23 protein-coding genes are annotated in these 25,863 nt (G+C 34.6%); 16 read left to right on the forward strand and 7 right to left on the reverse strand.

All coding sequences use genetic code 11. The features are described 5' to 3' along the window. The first annotated feature begins 1 nt into the window (after position 1). The 8 genes from SBL16_RS07915 (at position 2) to SBL16_RS07950 (ending at position 8,108) form a co-directional block, all read left to right on the forward strand. Positions 2-1,501 carry an NADH dehydrogenase subunit 5 gene (locus tag SBL16_RS07915; protein WP_107612095.1) on the forward strand — a complete coding sequence of 500 codons (1,500 nt, stop codon included), beginning with the start codon at positions 2-4 and terminating at the stop codon, positions 1,499-1,501. 15 nt (positions 1,502-1,516) lie between these two features. Further along, positions 1,517-4,087: a DUF2309 domain-containing protein gene (locus SBL16_RS07920; RefSeq protein ID WP_107612096.1), complete on the forward strand. Its 2,571-nt coding sequence runs from the start codon at positions 1,517-1,519 to the stop codon at positions 4,085-4,087. Between the two features lie 69 nt (positions 4,088-4,156). Then, on the forward strand, positions 4,157-4,519 hold the full coding sequence (locus SBL16_RS07925; RefSeq protein ID WP_011276808.1) for a DUF2294 domain-containing protein: 363 nt from the start codon (positions 4,157-4,159) through the stop codon (positions 4,517-4,519). Positions 4,520-4,718: 199 nt separating this feature from the next. Continuing rightward, positions 4,719-5,411, forward strand: a complete 693-nt coding sequence (locus SBL16_RS07930; protein ID WP_107612097.1) for a GNAT family N-acetyltransferase — start codon at positions 4,719-4,721, stop codon at positions 5,409-5,411. Between the two features lie 59 nt (positions 5,412-5,470). After that, entirely contained in the window at positions 5,471-6,157 is a 687-nt protein-coding gene (locus SBL16_RS07935) for a phosphatase PAP2 family protein (RefSeq protein WP_053019049.1), read from the forward strand. A 26-nt stretch (positions 6,158-6,183) separates the two neighbouring features. Then, positions 6,184-7,047 carry a patatin-like phospholipase family protein gene (locus tag SBL16_RS07940; protein ID WP_317953577.1) on the forward strand — a complete coding sequence of 288 codons (864 nt, stop codon included), beginning with the start codon at positions 6,184-6,186 and terminating at the stop codon, positions 7,045-7,047. A 66-nt stretch (positions 7,048-7,113) separates the two neighbouring features. Further along, positions 7,114-7,845, forward strand: a complete 732-nt coding sequence (locus SBL16_RS07945) for an alpha/beta hydrolase (protein WP_107612099.1) — start codon at positions 7,114-7,116, stop codon at positions 7,843-7,845. Between the two features lie 14 nt (positions 7,846-7,859). Next, positions 7,860-8,108, forward strand: coding sequence for a hypothetical protein (locus SBL16_RS07950; protein ID WP_107612100.1), 249 nt, complete (start codon positions 7,860-7,862; stop codon positions 8,106-8,108). A 271-nt stretch (positions 8,109-8,379) separates the two neighbouring features. On the opposite strand, the gene SBL16_RS07955 is transcribed toward SBL16_RS07950, so the two are convergent. Then, on the reverse strand, positions 8,380-8,667 hold the full coding sequence (locus SBL16_RS07955; protein ID WP_107612101.1) for a hypothetical protein: 288 nt from the start codon (positions 8,665-8,667) through the stop codon (positions 8,380-8,382). A gap of 150 nt (positions 8,668-8,817) precedes the next feature. Between SBL16_RS07955 and SBL16_RS07960 the strand changes: the two genes are divergently transcribed. Further along, positions 8,818-10,146 carry a sodium-dependent transporter gene (locus tag SBL16_RS07960; protein WP_107612102.1) on the forward strand — a complete coding sequence of 443 codons (1,329 nt, stop codon included), beginning with the start codon at positions 8,818-8,820 and terminating at the stop codon, positions 10,144-10,146. A gap of 52 nt (positions 10,147-10,198) precedes the next feature. Here the strand turns inward: SBL16_RS07960 and SBL16_RS07965 are convergent, their stop codons facing one another. Further along, entirely contained in the window at positions 10,199-10,738 is a 540-nt protein-coding gene (locus SBL16_RS07965; RefSeq protein WP_317953580.1) for a hypothetical protein, read from the reverse strand. 121 nt (positions 10,739-10,859) lie between these two features. Beyond that, complete coding sequence (locus SBL16_RS07970; RefSeq protein ID WP_037538432.1) at positions 10,860-11,390, reverse strand: pentapeptide repeat-containing protein; 531 nt, start codon at positions 11,388-11,390, stop codon at positions 10,860-10,862. A 282-nt stretch (positions 11,391-11,672) separates the two neighbouring features. On the opposite strand from SBL16_RS07970, the gene SBL16_RS07975 reads away from it, so the two are divergent. The 3 genes from SBL16_RS07975 to SBL16_RS07985 all read left to right on the forward strand — a co-directional run bounded on the left by SBL16_RS07975 (position 11,673) and on the right by SBL16_RS07985 (position 15,146). Continuing rightward, positions 11,673-12,569, forward strand: a complete 897-nt coding sequence (locus SBL16_RS07975) for a PLP-dependent cysteine synthase family protein (protein WP_037538431.1) — start codon at positions 11,673-11,675, stop codon at positions 12,567-12,569. A gap of 2 nt (positions 12,570-12,571) precedes the next feature. Continuing rightward, entirely contained in the window at positions 12,572-13,717 is a 1,146-nt protein-coding gene (locus tag SBL16_RS07980) for a bifunctional cystathionine gamma-lyase/homocysteine desulfhydrase (protein WP_107612103.1), read from the forward strand. A gap of 439 nt (positions 13,718-14,156) precedes the next feature. After that, positions 14,157-15,146, forward strand: coding sequence for a LysM peptidoglycan-binding domain-containing protein (locus SBL16_RS07985; RefSeq protein ID WP_011276796.1), 990 nt, complete (start codon positions 14,157-14,159; stop codon positions 15,144-15,146). 63 nt (positions 15,147-15,209) lie between these two features. On the opposite strand, the gene SBL16_RS07990 is transcribed toward SBL16_RS07985, so the two are convergent. Beyond that, positions 15,210-15,488: a hypothetical protein gene (locus SBL16_RS07990; RefSeq protein WP_053016841.1), complete on the reverse strand. Its 279-nt coding sequence runs from the start codon at positions 15,486-15,488 to the stop codon at positions 15,210-15,212. 128 nt (positions 15,489-15,616) lie between these two features. On the opposite strand from SBL16_RS07990, the gene SBL16_RS07995 reads away from it, so the two are divergent. Together SBL16_RS07995 and SBL16_RS08000 are read left to right on the forward strand one after the other, a co-directional pair. Beyond that, the gene (locus SBL16_RS07995; RefSeq protein WP_011276794.1) at positions 15,617-16,006 is read left to right on the forward strand and encodes an NUDIX hydrolase; all 390 of its coding nucleotides are present in this window, start codon (positions 15,617-15,619) and stop codon (positions 16,004-16,006) included. Between the two features lie 7 nt (positions 16,007-16,013). Then, positions 16,014-16,478: a GNAT family N-acetyltransferase gene (locus tag SBL16_RS08000; protein WP_053041841.1), complete on the forward strand. Its 465-nt coding sequence runs from the start codon at positions 16,014-16,016 to the stop codon at positions 16,476-16,478. A 111-nt stretch (positions 16,479-16,589) separates the two neighbouring features. Here the strand turns inward: SBL16_RS08000 and SBL16_RS08005 are convergent, their stop codons facing one another. The 3 genes from SBL16_RS08005 to gltC form a co-directional block, all read right to left on the reverse strand. Beyond that, positions 16,590-17,384 carry a YibE/F family protein gene (locus SBL16_RS08005; RefSeq protein ID WP_011276792.1) on the reverse strand — a complete coding sequence of 265 codons (795 nt, stop codon included), beginning with the start codon at positions 17,382-17,384 and terminating at the stop codon, positions 16,590-16,592. Then, complete coding sequence (locus SBL16_RS08010) at positions 17,381-18,502, reverse strand: YibE/F family protein (RefSeq protein ID WP_119472175.1); 1,122 nt, start codon at positions 18,500-18,502, stop codon at positions 17,381-17,383. The genes SBL16_RS08005 and SBL16_RS08010 overlap by 4 nt, the downstream gene beginning before the upstream one ends. Positions 18,503-18,621: 119 nt before the next feature. Further along, the gene (gltC, locus tag SBL16_RS08015) at positions 18,622-19,509 is read right to left on the reverse strand and encodes a glutamate biosynthesis transcriptional regulator GltC (protein ID WP_182703532.1); all 888 of its coding nucleotides are present in this window, start codon (positions 19,507-19,509) and stop codon (positions 18,622-18,624) included. 163 nt (positions 19,510-19,672) lie between these two features. Between gltC and gltB the strand changes: the two genes are divergently transcribed. Then, positions 19,673-24,193 (forward strand): glutamate synthase large subunit, encoded by a 4,521-nt coding sequence (gltB, locus tag SBL16_RS08020; RefSeq protein ID WP_317953588.1) that lies wholly within the window; start codon positions 19,673-19,675, stop codon positions 24,191-24,193. Between the two features lie 18 nt (positions 24,194-24,211). After that, positions 24,212-25,675, forward strand: coding sequence for a glutamate synthase subunit beta (locus tag SBL16_RS08025; protein WP_107612107.1), 1,464 nt, complete (start codon positions 24,212-24,214; stop codon positions 25,673-25,675). Positions 25,676-25,863 lie beyond the last annotated feature (188 nt).

The following is a 25,863-nucleotide window of genomic DNA, read 5'->3' on the forward strand; positions in this document are numbered from 1 at the left end:
AATGTTAAGTTCTGGTTTTTTACTAACATTATTTTTCGTAACGCTTGTCATTGCAGTGTTAAGTGGCTTAATTTTTTTAATGCCATCGGTTCCTGTAAAATACATACGTTTACATTTAACTTTACTTCTATTACCTGTCATTGTAGGAGTAATTGGATTAATCACTATTAATGGCAGAGAAGTTATAGGTATCTTTGCTCTAGATAAACTAGCTTGGTTAGTAGGTGCCTTTGTATTAGCTTTAGGTTTTATTATTCAGAAATTTTCTGCACGTTACTTATTAGGCGATCGTAATTATCGTAAATACTTCCCGTTATACACATTTACAACAGTATTTGCGTCTATTGGTTGGTTAAGTAATGATTTACGCTTGATGGTTATTTGTTGGGGACTAACATTATTTTGTCTAACACAACTTATACGACTAAACCGTTCTTGGAAAGTGCCGGCTGAAGCAGCAAAAGTATCTGCGCGTTCATTTATCATTGGATGGGTTGCTTTATTATTAGCTGTAGTTGTATTTTTCATCGGTACTGGCGATTGGGTTATCGATCCATCACAAGATTACGATGTTTCAATAAGTTATGGACTGAAATTAATTGTAGATTTATTACTTGTTATTGCTGTTATTATTCCAGCAGCACAATATCCATTTCAAAGTTGGTTAATTGAGTCTGTTGTAGCACCAACACCCGTATCTGCAATTATGCATGCTGGTATTGTAAATGCTGGTGGTATTATTTTAACGCGTTTTTCACCAGTATTTGATAATAATATTGCATTAACGTTATTACTTATTATTTCAAGTATTTCAGTACTTATTGGATCAGGAATTAGTTTGGTGCATGTTGACTACAAAAGACAACTTGTTGGTTCAACAATGAGTCAAATGGGTTTCATGCTTGTGCAATGTGCTTTGGGTGTTTATTCTGCTGCGATTATTCACTTGATTTTACATGGCGTATTTAAAGCAACGCTATTTTTACAATCAGGGTCAATAGTTAAACGATTCAATATTCCAACACCACCAAATGTTAAGCGTTCTTATGCTTGGACAGTATTAGGAAGAACATTAGCCGTTATTATTGCTATTATCTTCTTTTTAACAAGTTCGCATACACCTTACACATTAATTAGCGCCTTTATCCTAGCATGGTCATTATCTGTATCATGGAATCAAATGGTTGCACTAAATAGAGGTATGATGGGAAGAGTAATTGGCATTGCTATGCTTATCATTGTGGCACTCGTTTATGTTGTGACACATGAAGTATTTGTTAATATTTTAAATAGTGTATATATGGTAACGCCACATCCACCATTAATTAGCGTTATCATTTGTGTGGCCATTCTAGTATTAGGTAGTATCTTTAGCATTTGGGTAGCACGTCGTCGTTCATCAACAGCTTTCGCTAAAGTATATTTATGGCTTGTAAAAATTGGAGAAGCAAAATTTAAATCGGTTGAAAGTCATCCGAACTACTTAAAGAATTATTTATAAGAGGTGAAATCTAACATGACAATAACTAAACATAACATAGAAGAAACAGTTAAATCGGCACGTCGTGTGATTACACCACTATCTCCTATATCTATCTTTGCAGCACGTAATCCATGGGAAGAAATGGAACATGAAACGTTTGATCAAGTAGCTCAATGGTTTAAACATGTTCGTGATATAGATTTATACCCAAGTCATGCGTCAGTGATGACTGCTTTAGAAAATGGAGAGATAGACCAGAAACTTGTAGAAACAGAAGTACAACAAGCTATTAAAGACTACGACACTTCAGTGCCAAAATCACATATTGATATTTATTGTAAAAATGCGATGCGCATCAAAGATTTGCCTACAAACCTAATTACTAAAGAAGCATACTTAAAGATTGAAGTATCTAAGCTCAAACGTGTATTTGAAAATGAGCCTTTTAAATATGCACGATCAAAAAGTGCGAATGCATTTAATGCTAAAGGTGAATCTTTAATGGATGAACTTAATACACATATTATTAAGTGGTCCAAATTATATTTAGATAATTTCCAATCAAGTTGGACTATGCCTAAAAGAGAAGAAGGATTCTATATTTCTTGGCTACATTTAGCACAGCATGATCCAATGCTTACTAAAACACAACGTAAAATGATTAAGACATTGCCTCAAGATTATAGAGAGGCTCTAATCATGGCATTAAATCATTTAGATATAGCTGAAGATGAACGTGAATCATATTTAACAGGTCATTTCCTATCATTACCAGGTTGGGCAGGCATGATGTACTACCGTGCTGAACAACATGAACATGAAGCGGATTTGTTAACACAGTATCTTGCTATAAGATTAACGATGGAGTGTATTTTACTAGATACTGAAAAAATGAGCCGTCCGGCAGTCTTAAATGTTGAAAGACGAATCAAAGAGCTTGTAAGTAAATGGTTATATTATGGAGAAATGTCAATTGATGATTGGGCCTCAATGTCTATAGAAGACCAACTGGAACATTTGAGATTTGCTCACGATTTTAACCCACTCTATTTCAAAAAATTATGGCTTGAAGCGTGGGAAGAAACACATGAACGTGAGTTAGTCGAAGCGATTTATGATAAATCTGTTAAACCAGTAGAGCAAGAAACTCAAGTCCAATTAGCTTTTTGCATTGATGTGCGTTCAGAGCCTTTTCGTCGTCATTTAGAGAGTGAAGGACCGTTTGAGACGATAGGTATTGCAGGATTCTTTGGTCTTCCAATTAGAAAGGAAGTGTTAGATGAACAATTTACGCATAATTCATTACCTGTCATGGTACCACCAGCTTATGTCATTAAAGAGTATGCCGATCGCCATGATTTAAACACGTATAACCAACAACAACATTCGGTTACATCCATGTTTTATACATTCAAATTGATGAAACATAATGTCTTACCGAGTTTACTCTTACCAGAATTAAGCGGACCATTTTTAAGCTTAAATACGATAGCGAGTACATTAATGCCGAAGAAGACAGGCCACTTTGTTCGTAATTTTACGAAGAATTGGTTGAAGAAACCCGAAGCTAAATTAACAATAGATCGTGAGCATGAAATTTATAGTGATTTACCAATAGGATTTACAGAAGAAGAACAAGTTGCTTTCACTAGACAGGCACTACAGTTGATGGATTTAACGACAAACTTTGCACCTTTAATTGTATTAGGCGGTCATGGAAGTGTGTCTAATAACAATCCTTATCATGCTTCGTTAGAATGTGGCGCTTGTGGAGGCGCGTCAAGTGGATTCAATGCTAAGCTATTGGCAATGATGTGTAATTTACCACATGTACGTGAAGCTTTAAAAAATGAGGGTATAGTGATTCCTGACTCAACCGTCTTTGTTGCTGCAGAGCATAAGACGTCTATCGATGAATTAGAATTTATTTATATGCCAGAATTAACTAAGGAAGCTCAAAATGCATTGGATATGTTAAATGAAGCTATGCCACGTATAAGTTATAAAGCGAATTCGGAACGTCTCGCTAATCTTCCTGGCTTAGATCAAGATGATTTGAAAGACCCGGTTGCAGAAGCGCATCGCTTTGCGAATGACTGGAGTGAAATCCGTCCAGAATGGGGCTTAGCTCGTAATGCAGAATTTATTATTGGTCAGCGTAATATTACTGCAGGTACCAATTTAGAAGGACGAGCTTTCTTACATAATTATGATTGGAAGAAAGACACTGATGGGCAATTATTAAATACAATTATTTCGGGTCCAGCTTTAGTAGCACAGTGGATTAATCTACAATATTACGCGTCGACTGTTGCACCACATTTTTATGGAAGCGGAAATAAGACTACCCAATCAGTAACATCTGGTGTTGGCGTTATGCAAGGTAATTCAAGTGACTTATTGGCTGGGTTACCTTGGCAATCGGTTATGGCTGCAGATAACAAAATTTATCATTCTCCAATTCGATTGTTAGTTGTTATTCAAGCGCCAGATCAATATATTAAAGACTTACTTGAGAATAATATTAAATTCAAACAGAAAGTTGATAATCAATGGGTACGTTTGGCTAGTATTGATGAAAATGGTAGTTGGAAAGACTGGTAGAGAGTTCGGTTTTTTCGGAAAAAGTGATAAAATAGGGTTAATCAATTAATAGGAGACAAATGATTAATCATGGCTAAATCTAAAGGTGCTTATGAGGCAGAGATTAGTAAGGCAATTACACAATGGGAAAAGGATTTTCTCGGACGTGGCTCACTTTCAGTAAAAACTGATATACTACGCGATATGATTATCGTCAACTTACAAGGCGTATTAACTCCTGCAGAATATCGAGTATGCAAGACACAAGAAGGCCTACTTAACATTAAACGTACGCGTTCGGAACTTGTGGAGTCAGGACAAGATGATTTGATGCAATTAATCTTAGATATTACTGGCGTCAGTGTGAGTAGTTTCCATAGTGATTTAAGTACGATTACAGGCGAACGAGTGATTGTATTTAAACTAGATACTAATTTGGAAAAGCAACTTTAAACTCAATGTCGTTAATGTTAATACAATTTTAAAGAGGCACCCTAAAAGTTAGATTATTATGCTGACTTTGTAGGGTGCTTTTACGTATAAACGTTTTAATTAATGAATTATCCATTTATATTTAAACATTTCTAATTAAGAGATTATTTTATTGGATTAGTGTACAATTTACACAAAGAGAATCTAGGAGTTGAACGTGATGCGCGTAAATGAGTTTAAGCAACCAATTGGAGAAGCATTAGATGACTTTGTGACGCCGTCTTTTCCTGATGCACAAACGCTAGAGGGCAGTTACGGAAGGTTAACAAAGCTAAGTATTGAACACATAAATGATTTATATGACGTTCTATGTGATGTTGAATCGAGACGCATTTGGACGTATCTTTATGAGGGCCCTTTTGATTCTAAGACCGAATTTGAACAATACATTAAACAACTTATTGATAGTAAAGATAAATATTTCTTTACGATTTTAGATAATGTGCAACAAAAACCTTTAGGTATTCTAGCATTAATGCGTATAAATCCAGAACAAGGGTCTATAGAAGTAGGCAATATTATCTACTCTAAAACGTTAAAGAAAACACGTGTGGCTACAGAAACACAATATTTGTTAGCGAAATATGTGTTCGAAACGTTAGGCTACAGACGATATGAATGGAAATGTGATAACTTAAATGCACCTTCCAAACATGCTGCGCAACGATTTGGATTTACATATGAAGGATTATTTAGACAATCTAATATTTGTAAAGGTCGTAATCGTGATACTGCTTGGTTCTCATTGTTGGATAGTGAGTGGCCAGATGTAAAAACAAGATTTGAACACTGGCTTGACCCATCTAATTTTGATCAGGAGGGACAACAAATTAAACATTTAAATGACTTTTAATAAGTAAAATACATGTTTAATTATTTTTGAAAATAATGAAATTAGGGACTGGTGAGCGTATGAATAAACAAATAAGTGGAATTTCACCTAAGATGACGGTGCCTATGTTCATGATCGGGTTAATTATTTTTGTCGTTGTTGCAATAAATGTAATTCACGATACATTATTGGTTCAAAATATCGATATAGGTTCTTTACATTGGCTGACAGATTATTTTGGTGAGCCGGAACGTAAATACGGCGATGGTATTTGGCATAATTTCATGACTTTTTGTGCTGAGATAGGAGAAGTAAAGTCAGTTATCTATATCACACTATTTTTAGCAATTGTTTTATTGTTTAAACATTATAAATTATCGATTTGGATGGTTTTAACTATAACGAGTGGTACGTTATTAAATTATTTAATTAAACAACTCATCGAGAGACAACGTCCATTTAATCATTTGATGCGAGACCACGGATATTCATTTCCAAGTGGGCATTCTAATGCAAGTACGTTACTTGCTTTAATATTGTTAATTATTTTAATTCCTTTAATAAAACTCAAAGCAATAAGGATAATAGCCAATATTATCACTATTATCATTTGGATAGGTGTGCTGTGTTGCCGACTATATTTTCATGCGCATTATATTACAGATGTAGTTGGAGGCGTTACACTAGGTATCATTTGGGTAGCATTGTTTTTAATGATATTACCATTGTTTTATCTTAATTTACGTAATAAGCCTAATAATAAATAGTTCAATATCTTTTTTACAAAGGGGAGATGGCAAAGTCAAAAGATAAGGAACGTACTTTAGTTCTTGGCGGAGGCGGAATTACAGGAATTGCTTGGGAATCTGGCGTATTAGCTGGATTGATTGAAAGTGGTGTAGGTTTAGAGTTAGCAGATAGAATCATAGGTACATCTGCAGGTTCGTTTGTAGGTGCAGTACTAGCTAACGGTTATGATATGCGTACATATTACTATGAGCTAAATGAACGAAGAGATGATAGTGATCATGCGACGCTTTTTTCAGATATTTATCGGTTATGGCAGAATGCATTTATCGTAGGACGTGATGATGCGACTAAAGTAGGTCAAATGATGGGTGATATTGTATATACGCGACCTTCACGTGTTGATTTAACTAAACGTAAACAAGCCATTCGTCAACGTTTAGGCGATGTAGGGTGGCATGATAATTTAGAAATTACTGCTATGAATGCTAAGACAGGAGAAGTCTCTACATTTCATTCACATAGCAACGTAACACTTGAGGAAGCCGTGACAGCGAGCGGTGCAGTACCTGGCATTTGGCCACATATACGTTTGAACAATCGTGATTGGATTGATGGAGGTATGGTTTCTCCGACAAATGCTATGTTAGCTAAAGGTGCAGACAGTATTATTATTTTAGCGCCGATAGCAGATGGTTTAGGTATGATGCCAGGTGCATTTGATGATGCGAAATTATTAAGCGAGCATAGTCATGTTTTAGTAATTAGTCCAGATAGTAAGAGTAGAGCTGAAATTGGAGATAACATTTATAATCCCAATAACATACTAAAAATTGGCAATGCTGGTTATGAGCAAGGAAAGTTACTTGCACAAAGTATTCATCTGGAATTTTGCGAGTGGGTTGAATGATTTGAAGGTTTTAAGACTACGCGCAGTATTAGAATATACTAATTTTAGAATAAGGAGAGAGTAAGAATGAAAGTAAAATCACCACGCCCAATTAATTTAAAGGGGACACGTAAAGAAGCGGTCTTATTGCTTCATTCATTTACTGGAACGATTCGTGATGTGAAACCCTTAGCACAAAAACTTAATCAAGAGGGTTATACATGTTACGCACCTAATTATAAAGGACATGGATTACCACTAGATCAGTTTACGCAATATACTGTTCACTATTGGTGGAATGATGTCTTAAATGGTTATCAATACTTGAAAGATGAAGGGTATGAAACCATTTATGCAACAGGGGTATCATTGGGCGGATTATTCACATTGAAATTGGCTGAAACGGTAGACGTAGCGAAAATTGCGGTTATGTCAGCACCAAGTGAAAAAGAAGAAGCTGGTATAGTATGGCGTATGGAACGCTATGGTCAGCGTATGAATGAGTTAATGAATTTAGATAGTGATGCTTCACAGGCACAGTTTAATCATATAGAAGACTATCGCCCAAGTGTTCGTGTATTCAAAGATTTCATTTCCAATATTACTGCTCATTTAGGCGATATCAAGACACCAGCGAGAATTCTTTATGGAGAAAAAGATGAACAATCTTATCAAGATAGTGCACATTATATTTATGAGCACATTAATAGTGAAGATAAAGATTTAACAAGTCATCCTTTATGCAAGCATCTCATGACGCATGGTGAAGGCAGTGATAAAGTAGAAACACAAATTGCAGAATTTTTCATGACTAATTGAGTGGAGCGAATGTGATGAAACGTACATTTTTACTAACTTATATAACAACATCTGGAAAAAATTATACTGAATTTAAAACTTTTCAAAATGGTCCTGATAAAGATGCATGTATTCAACGTCTTATTGATGAATTTGATGAACTTGCTTATTTATTTTTAAAAGATGGCCAACAATCTCATTATATCAATGTTGATCATATTGAAAGTTTGAGTATTCAAGAAGTTACTGAGGGACAAAACGTAATGTACGATTTTAATGATTAATTTAATTATTAGTGTGACTAATGTAAATAGAGGGGGCCTTGCCTGCCAGGCAATGTTGACTAGAATTAAAAAGCTTGTTACGAATGCATTTTTAATTCAGTCAACTACTGCCAATATGTAATTTTAGCCTGAACATTGATTTCTGTCCCAGGCTCTTTTTTATGCTACAAAATGTACAACGACTTGATCTATAAATTTAAATATTGTACTCCTATAGATAATTTAGTTTAACTAAGTATAAGACAATGAATATCATCATGCGCAATACGCATCACTTCATTTCGTTTAGAAATTCAATGATTTTTCCTCGTTGATTAACAACTATTTTATGAACATTTTTGTCCTTATCAATTATTTTGACACCATTTGGGACAACGAATAAAGTATTAACTTTCGAAATTTCTTGAATATGTTGATAAGGTACGAAGACTGAATCAGCTTGAATGTTAAATGAGTGAGGAGTAAATCTAAATCCATCATCCATAAATACAATATCGCCCCCTACAGCTTCTACGCCTTTCCAATAATTAGCTTTAATTCTTTCATGAAGTAAACTCATTATATTCCCCCTTAGGCCATCACTATTAGTTAAATTTTACTATAAAGATAAAAAAATAAAAAATCTATGTATATTGCACTTATAAGCAAGACGTGTTAAAGTATTACTTAAGTGCATAAACGCTTTAACGCGTTAAAGGGAGTGGATGAATTGAGCAAAGAGTCACAATGGAAGACATCAACTGGATTTATTTTAGCCAGTGCGGGATCGGCAATAGGACTAGGAGCAATGTGGAAGTTTCCGTACATGGCAGGCATTTATGGTGGTGGGGCTTTTTTACTTTTATTCTTGATATTTACTATATTTGTAGGGTTACCGCTATTAATTATGGAATTTACAGTAGGTAAGATGGGACGTACTTACACTACTCAAATATATAGCAAGTTAACTGGTAAGAAATGGCTAAATATTATTGGGTGGAATGGTAATTTAGCAGTATTTATATTATTCGGATTTTATAGTGTTATAGGTGGATGGATCATTATATATATTGGTAATGTCATTTTACAAATGTTATCCATTGAGAAAACGACACTAACAAACATTAATTTTGAAGCAATTATCAGTAATCCGTGGCTAACGGTTCTTGGTCAGGGGATTTTTATCTTTTTAACAATGATTATCGTCATGTTAGGCGTTGAAAAAGGGCTAGAGAAAGCTTCTAAAGTAATGATGCCGCTATTATTTATCTTTTTAATTATCGTGGTAGTCAAATCTTTAACTTTAGACGGCGCGATAGACGGCGTGCGTTATATTCTGCAGCCACGTCTAGAAGATATTTCAATGGAAGGTATTCTATTTGCGTTAGGTCAGTCATTCTTTACGTTATCATTGGGAACAACTGGGATGATTACTTATGCAAGTTATGCGCCAAAAGAAATGACAATAAAGTCATCAGCAATTTCAATAGTCATTATGAATATTTTAGTATCTGTATTAGCTGGTTTAGCCATATTCCCAGCTTTAAAAACGTTTGGATATGAACCTCAGGAGGGGCCAGGGCTATTATTCAAAGTTTTACCATTAGTATTTAGTCAAATGGGCTTTGGCGTTATGTTTTATTTCATATTCTTAATCCTATTCTTATTTGCTGCATTAACTTCTTCTATTTCGCTATTAGAATTAAACGTATCTAATTTCACTAAAAATGATAATTCTAAGCGTAAATCTGTAGCATTAATCGCAAGTATATTGGTATTAATTATTAGTATTCCAGCTACGCTATCATTTAGCAGTTTAAGTGCTGTTAAATTTGGTGCGGGAACTATTTTTGATAATATGGATTTCATAGTTTCAAATATTTTAATGCCTTTAGGCGCACTTGGGACAACATTAGTAGTAGGGCAATTATTAGATAAAGAAGCTTTAAAAGAAAGTTTCGGTCGCGACAAGTTTAAATTCTTTGCGCCATGGTATTTTTTAATTAAATTCGTTATGCCAGTCGTTATTATACTCGTGTTTATCGTTCAATTATTCTAAAGATTATACAATATAAAAAGGTTAGTCACACATATGTGGCTAACCTTTTTTACTACTTGAAACGAGCATTTATATAATCTCGTTCAATTTCTAATAACTCTAAATAATCTTCAGACATGATTTCTTTACCAATTTCAATATTTTTAGAAACAATAAAGTCAGCAAGTTTATGGTTTTCCTCATCAGAGTCAAAGAATGAAAGTGCTCTTTTTATTGTATCTTTTTCAGAAAAAAGGATTAACGTACGACCATACACTAAATCTTCCTTACTTCTTTGATAAGAAGCCTCTAAAAAAGCAAATATTTTTGAGCCATCAATATATTCAAAAGCTGAATCTATATCACCTTGAACTTTATCAGCAATATTAGACAATCTTGACTGTTCAGCTGGATCTTCTGGTCTATATTGATCTCGTACATACTCTTTCCACTTAATTAATTCTGAAGCAATATGTTCTTTTAATTCTGAATCATTATTATTTGTTTTAAATGCATCAACTTGTTGTCTTAACTCGCTTAAATCCATTAAATCTTCACGGTTAAGTTGACTCGATTCAAACGCTTCATAGTGATCATTTTCATGTGTAGACATCAATCATTCCCCCTTAAGATACTTTAATTCTTTATTCCTTTTAACACTACATCTAAAACATATCATTTTTTATATTAAAAAGGGATAAGTTGGAAATGATATAAATGTGGAAACAGTAGGATTACATGTTTTCAAAACGAACGTCTTGTTTGCGTAATTCTTTCATCACTTTCTCAGAAATTGCTGAATTGTTGATTGAAACATTTTTAAAAACACAATCTTTAATTTTAACATTGTCTAGGTTACATAAATCTAATGCGACATTTTCAAACACGACTTTCTTTAAAACAACATCGTTGAAAGTGACGTTGCGTAAGCTACAGTCTTTGAAGGAACTCTGTTCTATAGTTAGTGCGTTGAATTGACTATCATCGAATGTAGTTACACTGTAGTTTACTTTACTCATTAACGTTTTAAAGAAATTAATGTTTACAAAAATACTACTGCTAAAGTCACAATTAATTAATTTAGTGTTAGACACGGTATGAACATTTTTAAATATGCCCTCAGAAAAGTCACAGTTTTTAAAATAACTCTTATTAATTTCTAAATCGTCGTACATAGCGTTTCTAAAGGTACTATTGGTATATTTTTTGCTTTTATAGTGTTCATTAGTAAACACAGATAGAGATAAATCGGCTTTTGATGTCATTACGATTCTCCTTTAAGTATTATTAATACGTATAATCAATTATTGCGTTTGCATCGATATTATCGTAACACGAGTATTAAGTTGAACGATAGTTATTGAGTTCTTATATACATGTATCATTACATGGAAAAGTTTAAAATTCGCAGTTTTGCATAAATCTAAAGATTATCGTATAATTCATAGTGATTGAGTAAGGATTACAAACAAAATTTGGGATTGATGAATACTATAAACAGAAGGTAGGTTGAGTCAAAGCGAGTAAGAGCGCTTTAGATAATTAATATGATTGCATTTGACTTAATAGGACAAACACCACTCGTATTACTGGAAAGTTTTAGCGATGAGAACGTTCAGATTTATGCTAAATTAGAGCAATTCAATCCAGGTGGTAGTGTGAAAGATAGACTAGGTAAATACCTTGTTGAAACAGCCATAAATGAAGGTCGAGTTTCTTCGGGGGACACGATTGTTGAAGCTACAGCAGGAAATACTGGAATAGGACTTGTTATTGCTGCTAATCGGTATCATTTAAAATGTGTTATTTTTGCGCCAGAGGGCTTTTCTGAAGAAAAAATATCAATTATGCGTGCATTAGGCGCAGATATTAAACGTACGCCTAAAGATGAAGGCATGATTGGTGCGCAAACTAAAGCAAGAAGCTACGCCAAAGAATACGGGGCAGTATATATGAACCAATTTGAAACGGAACATAATCCAGCGGCATATACGCATACGTTAGGTAAGCAACTGACTGATACTTTGCCAAACATAGACTACTTCGTTGCTGGCGTGGGTTCAGGAGGTACGTTTACAGGCGTTGCACAACATCTTAAACAATATAATGTAAAGAATGTGATTGTTGAACCAGAAGGCTCAATATTAAATGGTGGCGAAGCACATTCACATGATATTGAAGGTATTGGTTCAGAAAAATGGCCCATCTTTTTGGAACGAAGTTTAGTAGATCAAATTATTACAGTAAGTGATAAAGATGGCTTTGACAATGTTAAACGTTTAGCACAACAAGAAGGATTATTAGTAGGTAGCTCATCAGGCGCTGCTTTACAAGGTGCTTTAGACATTAAAAATCAAATCGATAAGGGCGTTATTGTAACCATTTTTCCAGATGGAAGCGATCGTTATATGTCGAAAAAAATATTTGAATACAAAGGAGAATAATGATGAAGAAAAAAACACAAATGATTCATGGTGGACATACAACAGATGACTTTATAGGTGCAGTTACGACACCTATTTACCAAACAAGTACGTATTTACAAGACGAGATTGGTGACTTAAGACAAGGATACGAGTACTCTCGTACAGCTAACCCAACACGTACAGCGATTGAGAGTGTTATTGCTAATTTAGAAAATGGTAAACATGGTTTTGCTTTTGGCTCAGGTATGGCGGCTATCAGTGCAGTCATCATGTTGTTAGATAAAGGTGATCATCTTATTTTAAATTCTGATGTGTATGGTGGAACTTATCGTGCCTTAACTAAAGTATTTACACGTTATGGCATCGATGTTGATTTCGTAGATACAACTCATATTGAAAATGTCAAAGACTATATTAGACCAGAAACTAAAATGTTATATGTAGAAACACCATCAAATCCATTATTACGTGTAACAGATATTAAACGTACAGCAGAAATTGCAAAAGAAAATAATTTAATTTCAGTAGTAGATAATACATTTATGACACCTTACTATCAAAATCCATTAGATTTCGGCATTGATATTGTATTACACTCAGCTACTAAATATATTGGTGGCCACAGTGATGTAGTAGCTGGCTTAGTTGCTACTGCAGATGACGAACTTGGTGAACGTTTAGCCTTTATTTCAAATTCTACAGGTGGTGTTCTTGGACCACAAGATAGTTATTTATTAGTTCGTGGTATTAAAACATTAGGATTACGTATGGAACAAATTAATCGTAATGTTGAAGCTATTGTTGAAATGTTACAAAACCATCCATCAGTTCAACAAGTATTCCATCCAAGTATTAAAGACCATTTAAATCATGATATTCATGCTTCTCAAGCTAGCGGTCATACAGGCGTGGTTGCTTTTGAAGTAAAAGATACAGAAGCAGCAAAACAACTTATTCGTGAAACAAACTACTTCACATTAGCTGAAAGTTTAGGTGCAGTTGAAAGTTTAATTTCAGTACCTGCTTTAATGACACATGCATCTATCCCTGCTGATGTCCGTGCTAAAGAAGGTATCACTGATGGACTCGTACGTTTATCAATCGGTATTGAAGATACAGATGATTTAGTTGAAGACTTAAAACAAGCCATTGATACTTTGAACTAAATCAAATGAGTTAAGACAAAAATAATATTTTAATTCTACATTATAGTTAGAATTAACTGACTGAGGATAGAAGATATCTTTTCTCAGTTAGAATCAGCCATATGGGGGTGGGACAATCAATTTTGTTCCACCCTCTTAATTTTTAATAAAAGTTAAATCTCAATAGTTGAGAATGTGTTATACACTTATGAAAAGTAAATTATATTTCTATGCATATTATTTAAAAATTAAAAGTAGTGTACAAAAAATTCATAGATATGTAATCAAATTGAAATGGAATATCATGCTAAATTGTATTAATTTAGTATAAGTACACTACTTGAACGGATAAAAGAAAGAAGTATGTAATAAAGATTTAATACAGATAAGTGTCTAGTACAACTAGAAGTAAGTGGTGAGTAACCCAATGAACAAGCATAAGATTAAGGAGGCGCTTTGTATGAATAAAAAAATTCTAGCAACAGCAGTATTAGGGACAGGAGCACTTAGTACATTATTTGCTCATCAAGCTGAAGCATCAACAACGCACACAGTTCGAAGTGGTGAATCTTTATGGTCTATTTCACACCATTATGGTATCACTGTATCTAAATTAAAATCATTAAATGGCTTATCATCAAATCTTATTTTTCCAAACCAAGTATTAAAAGTTTCAGGATCTTCTAATTATTCAAGTCGTTCAAATTACGGTAATTCAAGTAGTACATATACTGTTAGAGCAGGGGATAGTTTATCATCTATCGCTAGTCGATATGGTACAACATATCGTCATATTATGAATTTAAATGGATTAAATAGCTTTTTAATTTTCCCTGGTCAACAATTAAAAGTATCTGGGTCTGTAAGTTCAAATTCACACTCAAGTTATAATTCAAATAGTGGTGGTTCATCAAGTACTTATACAGTACGTTATGGGGATTCACTGTCATCTATTGCTAGCCGATATGGTACAACATATCAACATATTATGAGATTAAATGGATTAAATAATTTCTTTATTTATCCTGGTCAAAAATTAAGAGTTAGTGGTTCAGCTTCTTCAAACACTTACTCAACGCGTTCAGCACAATCAACGTATTATTCATCACCAGTATTTAATCATAGAAATTTATATGATTGGGGACAATGTACATGGCATGTGTTTAATCGTCGTGCTGCTATTGGAAAAGGTATTAGTACTTATTGGTGGAATGCTAATAACTGGGATAATGCTGCAGCTAGAGATGGGTATCGTATTGATGGTAACCCAACAGTAGGTTCAATTGCACAATCAGATGCCGGTTATTATGGTCATGTAGCATTTGTAGAACGTGTTAATAGCAATGGTAGTATTTTAGTTTCAGAAATGAACTTTAGTGCGAGTCCAGGTATTTTAACATATCGTACAATCCCTGCTTATCAAGTACGCAATTATAAATTTATTCATTAATTTATCAAAAAAAGCTAATCAAAAGGAAGTATACTTTACTTCTTTTGATTAGCTTTTTTTATATTATTGGAAATTATAGTCTTCTTTAACTTTTCTAAAGCTTGAAGCTAAACGTGTAACATTAATAATGAATGATACGAATGATGTTAGCTTACGGAATTTGTAAGGAGATCTCATTGATACTACGAAATCTAAAAGTGTGCCTACAGTGCTTAGGCCTAAAGATAAATAAACTAGATTTTTATTTTTCGCGTCGAATTTAATACCGTTATAACCATCTACGATAAAGCCTGCTGTACTAACTAAATTTGAAACGCGCGTTAATTTTGATTTTTTTGCCATGAATAATACCCTCCGAAATATCTAAATGTCATCAAATAATCATTTAGTATATTATTATATGTTAACATCATACTAAAATAACATATATTTTTGAAGTACAAAACATTTCGTTAAAAAGGTGTGATCATATGATAAAGTGTGTTTGTTTAGTGGAGGAAACAGAGAACCAAATCTTATTAGTACAAGTAAGAAATAGAGAGAAGTATTATTTCCCGGGTGGTAAAATTGATGAAGGTGAAACGCAATTAGAAGCGATACAAAGGGAAGTAAAAGAGGAACTACAATTAGAGTTTCCACAAGAGGATTTCACATATATTGGAACGGTCATAGGCGATGCATACCCGCAAACGAACATGCTAACAGAACTAAATGGATTTAAACTTCAACAAGAAATTGACTGGAATAACGTTGAAATTGATAATGAAATTACTGATATACGTTGGTTCGATAAATCTGATACAACGTTAATAGCACCCGCTGTTATAAAGTGGATTGAAACATTTTCAGAGAGAAAGTAGGGGTATAATGGAAATTCGACCATATTCAATTCAAGATTACCCGTTATTAGATGTATTTGAAATATTACCAGAAGATAGAAAATTCACTCGGACACCTATCCATAATATTGATTTAGCTAAAGGAGACGACGAGCGTCACCCGACTCTTGTTATGAGAGATAATCAATGTGTGGGCTTCTTTACTTTACATGAAGGTCAGGGTGTTAAACCATATAGTGACAATAATAAAGCTATATTTTTCCGTTCATTTAGTGTGGATGCACGATATCGTGGTCAAGGTCTTGGAAAAGCAGTGATTCAACAACTACCAAGCTATATAAAGTCAACATTTCCTTACATTAATGAAATAATATTAACTGTGAATACTGACAACGACAAAGCCATCGGATTATATAAACAAGCCCAATATTCTATTACTGGAGATGCAATTTTAGAAGGGCGACCAGTTTACGTTATGAATTTTAAAATATAGATGCTTATAAATAAACAAGCCAGTGAATGAATTTATCAAGACTCATTTACTGGCTATTTTTGAGAGAACTGTGTCCCGGTTATTATTTTTTATAAGTTAAATTTTTAAATTTTAATCCGTAGATTGCGAAGAAATTTCAGAATGCTTTTGATTAAATTTAGGGTGTTTAATTAATAAAGCTGTAATCCATGCCGTAATCGGGATACTAATCGCTACGGCAATTCCACCTAGTAAGATTGAAATAAATTCTTGGGCAAATATTTTTGAGTTAATGATATGTCCGAAAGAATAATGTAATTGGAAAAACCAAAAGAATAATGTCAATTGACCACCAAAATAAGCTAAATATATGGTATTGGCAGAAGTTGCTAGAATTTCTCTACCTACACGCATGCCTGATTGGAACAATGCCTTACGTGAAAGGGTGGGGTTAGTTTCATTAAGTTCATACATTGGAGAACTTATAGTTATGGTTAAGTCGATGACTGCTGCAATTACTGCTAAAATGACTGTAAATACTGAGAATTGAACCATATCAATACCGATATTCATTGAAAAAATATATGTTTCGTCTTGTTGTTCCGTAGTAAAGCCTTGTAAGTGACCGATACTTATTGATAGATAAATACCAACTATTAAGAGAATGGTAGTAATTATTGTAGCAATAAAAGCTGCTTTGGTCTTAATGTTATAACTATTTAAAATAAATAAGTTACATGCGGCAATGACAATGCAAAAAACTAGTGAAACTAGGTAAATAGGTGTTCCAAATAAGATGAACACAATACTAATTAGCAAGATAATAAAATTTAAAAATAATGTTAAGTATGAGATTAAGCCTTTTTTACCGCCAAAAATGAGCATTAAAATTAATAAAATTAGTGCTAGTAGGACGACTGCATTCATCTTGTCACACCCTTCCATTTCATCCACATAACCATCAAACTAATTGTAATTGGAATCGTTAGAACGATACCAATACCACCAGTTAAAGCACGAGCAATTTCTAAAGACCAGTTCATCGAAATCGTATACGTAAATGTGTTAGCATTTTTTAAATAAATCAAGAACATCGGTAGACTTCCTGATAAGTAAGAGAAAAGTAAAATGTTCGTCATTGTACCCATAATATCCTGTCCTATATTACGACCTGCTAAAGTCCAACGTGATAAAGAAATGTTAGGCGTACGTTGTAATATTTCATACATACCGCTTGATATTGTAATAGCAACATCCATCACTGCACCTAATGATCCTATAAGTACAGAAGCTAAAAATATATCTTTAGGTGGCAGCGTTAAAAAACTCATTGTTTCATATTTAATACCAGCACCATTGGTTAACTGAATAATAATTTGAGTGATACCAATACATAAAAATGTGCCTAATAACGTACCGACTGTTGTAATCCAAGTGCGCATGTGCCAACCAGTGACGAGCAATAACGTGACAATGGTGGAGAAAATGATTGCCACACTCATCAAAATGAATAGATTAGTAGATGGATGTTTATCATGAATTGCAATAGCTATCAAGATAGCACCAGTGTTAAAGATGAGTGACAGAATAGATTGTAAGCCTACATTACGTCCTACTAGTAAGAGAGACATAATGAATATACCTGCGATTGCTACAGTTAAGCTATCGCGTTTTTTCTCTAAGATAGTTGCATCTTTAGGACTATTTTGAATATGCATTAGCACCTTGTTATTTTTGCTAAAGTGCTCTGAATCTGCTTGAGATTTAACATATGTATTGTCTATCGTAGTTGATTCACCTTTAAATTTTCCATTTAATATCTTTATTGTTAAATGCTGTTTGTATTTAAAATCTGTATTATGTTGCTCATCAACAACCTTTTGAGCGTTACTTGTTTCTACATGAGTAACTTTACCGATAGGTGTATTGTAGAAACTAGCATTGAAAAACGTAAAGATAAAAGTACCGATAATAAGTACACCAATTATAACAATGATGCGATTCATCACGCGATGACTAGAATTGTTGCGTTTTTGTGCATTCATTAATTTAACCCTCATTTATAAATCAAATTCTACTCTTAATTAAGTCAGAGTGATTATACGCCCCTCAGCATCATTATTCAAATAGTATCCATTTAATTATCGAATATCTCTTTATAACATTAGTGGTATGTAGATACTTTGCTTAAAAGTTGATGTATTAAATTCGATAAATTAAGTATATCAACTTTTTTATTATCCTTTTTAAAGACGACGCAAAATGATCGCTTTAATTCTGTATGGCCTAACGAAATATCACATAATTCACCTTTATCATTATCTAAAGATAAATAATCTGGCAAGATAACATAACCACGTTGATGTTTAAGTAAATAATTCGCTAAAGATTTAGAACCAACTATATTAACTGGCAGCTTTAAAGTGTGCTGTAAACGACTTTCAATTGTCGATGCCAAAGGTTTTAAAGTGAATAGCTGTGTTTTGGCAAATTGTGTTAGCGGAGGATTAATCGATAAAGCAATGACGTCATCTTTAGGTACATAAATATGATATGTTTCCTCAAATAATGGTTTCAATGATAGATTAGTATTCTTCTGAAGTTCTGCGTTAATTTCAACTAGGCCAATATCTATTTTGCCAGTATAAAGTGCCTCGGAAATATCAGATGATGACATAATATGAGGAACGATGATGCTATCATATTGTCGTTCAAATGCTTGGATGATCGCAGTAATCATTTGAGAGATATAGCTTTCCTCAAAACCAATATTCAGAACGTGTGCATTTTTATGATTTGTTTGTTGAAATAACGCTACCGTTTCATCTAATTGCTCTAAAATTTGAGTAGCTTGATTGAGTAGAGCTTTACCATGAGAGGTTAAATGAATATTTCTCCCTTGTCTATTGAATAACGTTACTTGCAATTCTTGTTCTAATAATGTAATTTGCCGACTTATTGCAGATTGGGCTATGTTCAACTCAAGTGCTGCTTCAGAGATGTGTTCTCTACGTGCTACTTCTACAAAATATTTTAATTGTTTAATTTCCATATACATGCCCCTTCCAACTTTTCAAATTTACCTATTAGTATTAATTGTTCTAATTATTAGAATAAAGTCATCTAATTAATATATTGTTCAGATAAATATTTTACATTATATTAATTATTATTAACAGTAAATTTTCTGAAAATTCTCAAAAGGAGTGGGCATCATGTTTGATGAAAGATTAAAAAGAGGATTATACGATTACCGTGAGGAACATGATGCATGCGGTATTGGGTTTTACGCAAACATGAATAATTTAAGGTCACACGATATCATCGAAAAATCACTTGAAATGTTACGTCGTCTTGATCATCGTGGTGGTGTTGGCGCAGATGGGATAACAGGTGATGGTGCAGGTATTATGACCGAAATACCATTTCAATTTTTTAAAGCACATGTCAATTTAGACTTACCTAACGAGGGAGATTATGCGGTAGGTCTTTTTTTCTCTAATGAAAAGATTCAAGGTACGAAACATGAAACGCAATTCAATGACTACTTTCAAAGTGAAGGTTTAAAGGTAATTGGCTATCGTGATGTGCCTGTCGATGTTAATGCAGTGGCACCTCATGTTGCGTCTACGATGCCACACATTCAACAAGTGTTTATTGATATTAGATCTATTGAAACACCGGTTAAACCATTGTATATAGCGAGAAAACAAATAGAGCAATATGCAGAACGACAAGATTTAGGGCTTTATTTCACAAGTTTATCGCATAAGACAATTGTTTATAAAGGTTGGTTACGCTCAGATCAAATTAAGAAACTATATCTAGATTTAAATCACGAAGACTATCAATCGAAACTAGGACTTGTTCATTCAAGGTTTAGTACGAATACGTTCCCGAGTTGGAAGCGTGCGCATCCAAACCGATTATTAATGCATAATGGAGAAATTAATACGATTAAAGGTAATGTGAATTGGATGAGAGCACGGCAAAGACAATTAATTCAAACATTATTTGGCGAAGAACATACTAAAATACAAAACATTGTTGATGAAGATGGTAGTGATTCAGCGATTGTAGATAATGCGTTAGAATTTTTATCATTAGCGATGGAACCCGAAGAAGCAGCGATGTTGCTTATACCTGAACCATGGTTATACAACAAAGAAAATGATGCCAATGTTCGTGCGTTCTATGAGTTTTATAGCTATTTAATGGAACCATGGGATGGACCAACGATGATTTCGTTCTGTAACGGAGATAAAATTGGTGCATTAACTGACCGAAATGGATTACGACCAGGTCGTTACACAATTACAAAAGATAATTTTATTGTTTTCTCATCTGAAGTGGGTGTAGTAGATGTACCTGAAGCCAATGTTGCTTATAAGGGACAGCTCAATCCCGGGAAGTTATTACTTGTAGACTTTGAGTCTCATAAAGTGGTTGAAAATAATGAATTGAAAGCTCGAATTGCCAATCAATATCCTTACAAAGAATGGTTGGAAAGCTACAAAGTGGACCTAAACTTAGAAGCCCAAACGTATCATCACCCTTTATTAAACAATGAGACATTATTTAAGTTGCAGCGTCAATTTGGATATACGAAAGAAGATATCTATAAATATATGTCTGAATTAGTGATAGGAAAGAAAGATCCAATTGGTGCTATGGGTTACGATGCGCCACTTGCGGTATTAAATGAAAGACCAGAGTCCCTATTTAATTACTTTAAACAATTATTTGCACAGGTAACTAACCCACCTATTGATGCTTATCGCGAAAAGATAGTAACAAGTGAGTTATCTTATTTAGGTGGAGAAGGTAATTTGTTCCATCCTGATGAAACAGTATTAGACCGTATTCAACTGGCAAAACCCGTCCTAACTTTAACGCAATTAGATAAGATTAAACAGAGTAAGTTTAACGTGAAACACTTAACTACACTATATCAAGATAACCTTAAAGAGGCATTGGAAAGACTGGGTGAAGCGGCGATACAAGCTACTCGAGATGGTCATACTATATTAGTTCTTGATGATAGTGAACTTATTGATAATGATGATGAAAGTAAAGTGAAAGAACAACGCTACGCTATGCCAATATTATTAGCTATCAGTCATATTCATCAGTTATTAATCAGAGAAGGTCTACGTATGGATACTAGCTTAGTGGCACTATCTGGAGAAACGCGTGAAGTTCATCATGTAGCATGCTTATTAGGCTATGGTGCAAATGCTGTTATTCCATATCTAGCTCAGCATACTATTGCGCATTTAACTGAAACACATCGTTTAGAAGGCGCCGTTTCCGACAACGTTGAAACTTATACACGTGTGCTATCAGAGGGTGTTATTAAAGTAATGGCGAAGATGGGTATCTCTACTGTTCAAAGTTATCAAGGGGCTCAAATCTTTGAAGCGGTTGGTCTATCTCAAGAAGTAATTGATGACTATTTCACTGGAACGCAGTCTAAGTTATCAGGGCTAAGCATTCAACAAATTGATGCTGAAAATAAAATGCGTCAACAAAGACATAATGAGTACCTAGATTCAGGAAGTGTCTTCCAATGGCGACAACAAGGTCAACATCATGTGTTTAATCCTACAACAATTCATTTGTTACAACATGCATGTCGTGAGAATGATTATAAACAGTTTAAATCTTTTTCTAATGCTGTACATGAACAAAGAAATGATCATCTACGTGATTTATTAGAATTTAAAGCACAGCAGCCGATTCATATTAGTGAGGTTGAGTCAATAGAGACCATTGTTAAACGTTTTAATACGGGGGCAATGAGCTATGGTTCTATTTCCGAAGAAGCACATCAAACACTAGCACAAGCTATGAATAAACTAGGTGGTAAAAGTAATAGTGGCGAAGGTGGAGAAAATCCTAAACGCTATGAAATCCAAGAAGACGGTAGTGTGTTATCAAGTGCTATCAAGCAAGTGGCTTCTGGTCGTTTTGGTGTAACTAGTAATTATTTACAACATGCAAAAGAGTTACAAATTAAAGTTGCTCAAGGTGCTAAGCCAGGAGAAGGAGGACAGTTACCGGGCACAAAAGTGTATCCTTGGATTGCTGAGACACGAGGTTCAACGCCAGGTATAGGATTGATTTCGCCTCCACCACATCACGATATTTACTCAATTGAAGACTTAGGACAATTAATTCATGACTTAAAGAATGCAAACAGAAGCGCTGATGTAGCAGTTAAATTAGTTTCGAAAACAGGTATCGGAACCATTGCATCGGGTGTCGCTAAAGCATTTGCAGATAAAATCGTCGTGAGTGGATATGACGGTGGTACAGGCGCATCTCCTAAGACGAGTATTCAACACGCCGGTTTACCTTGGGAACTTGGTTTAGCTGAAACGCATCAAACATTGAAATTAAATGATTTACGTAGTCGTGTTCGTTTAGAAACAGATGGTAAGTTGATGACAGGTAGAGATGTTGCATTAGCATGTGCACTAGGTGCCGAAGAATTTGGATTCGCGACTGCACCATTAGTTGTTTTAGGGTGCATCATGATGCGCGTTTGTCATAACGATACATGTCCAGTAGGTATCGCGACTCAGAACAAAGATTTAAGAGCGTTATTTAGAGGTAAAGCTGACCACGTTGTTAACTTTATGCATTTCATTGCTGAAGAGTTAAGAGAGGTCTTAGCATCGTTAGGACTACGAACAGTTGAAGAATTGGTTGGACGTACCGACTTGTTACAACGCTCAAGTCGAATTGATGAACAATCCAAAGCAGCAACACTAGATGTTGAGAAGTTATTGGATTCAGTTGATGGCCCTAACTCAAAAGAAATTAATCAAAATCATCATTTAGATATAGGTTTCGATTTAAATTATCTATATAAAGATGCTAAACAGAGTATTAAGGATGGAAAATTATTTAAAGGGAATTATGTGATTAATAATGAACAACGAGATGTAGGTGTTATCACAGGAAGTTACATTACTCAGTGTCACGGTATTAAAGGGTTACCAGAGGGGACAATTGTAGCTAAAACACATGGTCATGCTGGACAAAGTTTAGCGGCATTCGCACCATCAGGATTGTTAGTCCAACATACAGGTGATGCAAATGATTACGTTGGTAAAGGGTTATCAGGTGGTACTATTGTGATTAAGGCACCAAATAAACAACGCGAACGTGAAATTATTGCTGGGAATGTATGTTTCTATGGTGCTTCAAAAGGTAAAGCCTTTATTAATGGTAGTGCTGGCGAACGTTTTTGTATTAGAAACAGTGGTGTTGATGTAGTAGTAGAAGGTATCGGTGATCATGGTTTGGAATATATGACTGGAGGACATGTAGTCAATCTAGGAGATGTAGGTAAGAACTTCGGTCAAGGTATGAGCGGAGGCGTTTGTTACGTATTTCCAAGTAATCTCGAATTATTCAAACGTAAAAACCAATTACCAACCCTGGCTTTTGAGAGAGTGACACACAAAGAGGAGAAAGCGTTACTTAAAACAATGTTAGAGGAACATTATCGTTATACCCAAAGTACAAAAGCAGCGGCAATTTTAAATGATTTTGAACATGTGGCAGACAAAGTTATTAAAGTGATTCCAAAAGATTATGAACTAATGATGCAAAAAATTGAATTACAAAGTCGTCGTTTGCCACAACTTGATGATGCTAAACTGGCAGCATTCTATGATGAACGTACGACAATTGAACAAGAATTACAGCCAGCAGTTATTTACTAAAGAAAGGAGAGGTCTGTTATGGGTGAGTTTAAAGGATTTATGAAATATGAAAAGCAATCATTATCTGAACTGTCTTTAGTTGAACGCCTAAAACATCATGATGCGTTTCAACAACGTTTTTCACGTGATGAGGCGTCTGTTCAAGGCGCGCGATGTATGGATTGTGGGACACCATTCTGTCAAACAGGTCTTCCTTTCGGTAGAGAAACCATTGGTTGCCCTATTGGTAATTATATTCCTGAGTGGAATGATTTGGTTTATCGCCAGGATTTCAAAGCTGCATATCAACGTTTAAGTGAAACAAATAATTTTCCTGAATTTACAGGACGTGTTTGTCCTGCACCTTGCGAACAATCTTGTGTTATGAAGATTAATCGTGAATCAGTCGCAATTAAAGGGATAGAACGCACGATTATTGATGAAGCATATGATAACGGTTGGGTTAAACCTAAATATCCTAAGCAACGGTTGGAACAATCTGTAGCGATTGTTGGGAGTGGTCCTGCAGGCCTCTCTGCAGCTGAAGAGCTCAATTACATGGGTTATCAAGTGACGGTGTTTGAAAGAGCCGCAGAAGCGGGTGGTTTATTAATGTATGGAATTCCCAATATGAAATTAGATAAGGATGTTGTACGTCGCCGTATTACACTGATGACAGAAGCAGGTATTACATTTAAAACGAATACCAACATTGGTGTGGATATCTCACGCGAAGAATTAGAACAGACATATGACGCTATTATCTTATGTACAGGAGCTCAAAAAGCACGTGACTTGCCATTAGAAGGACGTATGGGTCAAGGTATTCACTTTGCTATGGATTATTTAACCGAGCAGACTCAATTACTAAATGGTGAAATTGACGAACCAACTATTACGGCTAAAGGAAAAAATGTAATCATCATAGGTGCTGGTGATACTGGCGCGGATTGTGTTGCTACTGCCTTACGTGAAAATTGTAAGTCAATTGTGCAATTTAACAAATATACGAAAGCACCTGAAGAAATTGCGTTTGAAAGTAATATGTCGTGGCCACTTGCATTACCTGTTTTCAAAATGGATTATGCTCATAAAGAATATGAAGCACGTTTCGGTAGAGAGCCTCGCGCTTATGGTGTTCAAACTATGCGATATGATGTTGATCATATTGGTAATGTGCGTGGTGTATATACACAAATCTTAGAGGAAACACCAGAAGGAATGGTTGTCGTAGATGGTACTGAAAGACATTGGCCAGCAGATCTTGTTCTTTTATCCATCGGCTTCGAAGGTACCGAACCTACAGTACCAAGCTCTTTTGATATTGCTACACAACAAAATAAAATCATCGCCAACGATAAAGATTATCGCACTAATAAAGAAAAAATATTTGCCGCTGGGGATGCGAGAAGAGGTCAAAGTCTTGTAGTTTGGGCGATTAAAGAAGGACGTGCTGTTGCTCAATCTGTCGATAAATTCTTGAAACAAAAGGTATTCGTGTAAGTTACTTTAAAAATAAGATAGTAATGAAAATAAAATGGATAATTTTACATTTTAAACTTAAAAGTAATTGACTTCCGATGAACCGTGGTATATGATATTTATTGTGTTCATTGGAGGAATACCCAAGTCCGGCTGAAGGGATCGGTCTTGAAAACCGACAGGGCCTTAACGGGCCGCGGGGGTTCGAA

Source organism: Staphylococcus sp. NWU MK-U1, from assembly GCF_033283505.1.
GTDB classification, from domain to species: Bacteria; Bacillota; Bacilli; order Staphylococcales; family Staphylococcaceae; genus Staphylococcus; species Staphylococcus haemolyticus.

Excerpts from the sequence above, each read along its gene's own strand:
- SBL16_RS07940 (WP_317953577.1), top strand. The coding sequence starts at position 6,184 with ATGGCAAAGTCAAAAGATAAGGAACGTACTTTAGTTCTTGGCGGAGGC.
- gltB (WP_317953588.1), top strand. The coding sequence starts at position 19,673 with ATGTTTGATGAAAGATTAAAAAGAGGATTATACGATTACCGTGAGGAA.
- SBL16_RS08005 (WP_011276792.1), bottom strand. The coding sequence starts at position 17,384 with ATGAATGCAGTCGTCCTACTAGCACTAATTTTATTAATTTTAATGCTC.
- SBL16_RS07955 (WP_107612101.1), bottom strand. The coding sequence starts at position 8,667 with ATGAGTTTACTTCATGAAAGAATTAAAGCTAATTATTGGAAAGGCGTA.
- SBL16_RS07990 (WP_053016841.1), bottom strand. The coding sequence starts at position 15,488 with ATGGCAAAAAAATCAAAATTAACGCGCGTTTCAAATTTAGTTAGTACA.
- SBL16_RS07980 (WP_107612103.1), top strand. The coding sequence starts at position 12,572 with ATGAAGAAAAAAACACAAATGATTCATGGTGGACATACAACAGATGAC.
- SBL16_RS07995 (WP_011276794.1), top strand. The coding sequence starts at position 15,617 with ATGATAAAGTGTGTTTGTTTAGTGGAGGAAACAGAGAACCAAATCTTA.
- SBL16_RS07935 (WP_053019049.1), top strand. The coding sequence starts at position 5,471 with ATGAATAAACAAATAAGTGGAATTTCACCTAAGATGACGGTGCCTATG.
- SBL16_RS07970 (WP_037538432.1), bottom strand. The coding sequence starts at position 11,390 with ATGACATCAAAAGCCGATTTATCTCTATCTGTGTTTACTAATGAACAC.
- SBL16_RS07975 (WP_037538431.1), top strand. The coding sequence starts at position 11,673 with ATGATTGCATTTGACTTAATAGGACAAACACCACTCGTATTACTGGAA.
- SBL16_RS08025 (WP_107612107.1), top strand. The coding sequence starts at position 24,212 with ATGGGTGAGTTTAAAGGATTTATGAAATATGAAAAGCAATCATTATCT.
- SBL16_RS08010 (WP_119472175.1), bottom strand. The coding sequence starts at position 18,502 with ATGAATGCACAAAAACGCAACAATTCTAGTCATCGCGTGATGAATCGC.
- SBL16_RS07930 (WP_107612097.1), top strand. The coding sequence starts at position 4,719 with ATGCGCGTAAATGAGTTTAAGCAACCAATTGGAGAAGCATTAGATGAC.
- gltC (WP_182703532.1), bottom strand. The coding sequence starts at position 19,509 with ATGGAAATTAAACAATTAAAATATTTTGTAGAAGTAGCACGTAGAGAA.
- SBL16_RS07945 (WP_107612099.1), top strand. The coding sequence starts at position 7,114 with ATGAAAGTAAAATCACCACGCCCAATTAATTTAAAGGGGACACGTAAA.
- SBL16_RS07920 (WP_107612096.1), top strand. The coding sequence starts at position 1,517 with ATGACAATAACTAAACATAACATAGAAGAAACAGTTAAATCGGCACGT.
- SBL16_RS08000 (WP_053041841.1), top strand. The coding sequence starts at position 16,014 with ATGGAAATTCGACCATATTCAATTCAAGATTACCCGTTATTAGATGTA.
- SBL16_RS07950 (WP_107612100.1), top strand. The coding sequence starts at position 7,860 with ATGAAACGTACATTTTTACTAACTTATATAACAACATCTGGAAAAAAT.
- SBL16_RS07925 (WP_011276808.1), top strand. The coding sequence starts at position 4,157 with ATGGCTAAATCTAAAGGTGCTTATGAGGCAGAGATTAGTAAGGCAATT.
- SBL16_RS07915 (WP_107612095.1), top strand. The coding sequence starts at position 2 with ATGTTAAGTTCTGGTTTTTTACTAACATTATTTTTCGTAACGCTTGTC.
- SBL16_RS07985 (WP_011276796.1), top strand. The coding sequence starts at position 14,157 with ATGAATAAAAAAATTCTAGCAACAGCAGTATTAGGGACAGGAGCACTT.
- SBL16_RS07965 (WP_317953580.1), bottom strand. The coding sequence starts at position 10,738 with ATGTCTACACATGAAAATGATCACTATGAAGCGTTTGAATCGAGTCAA.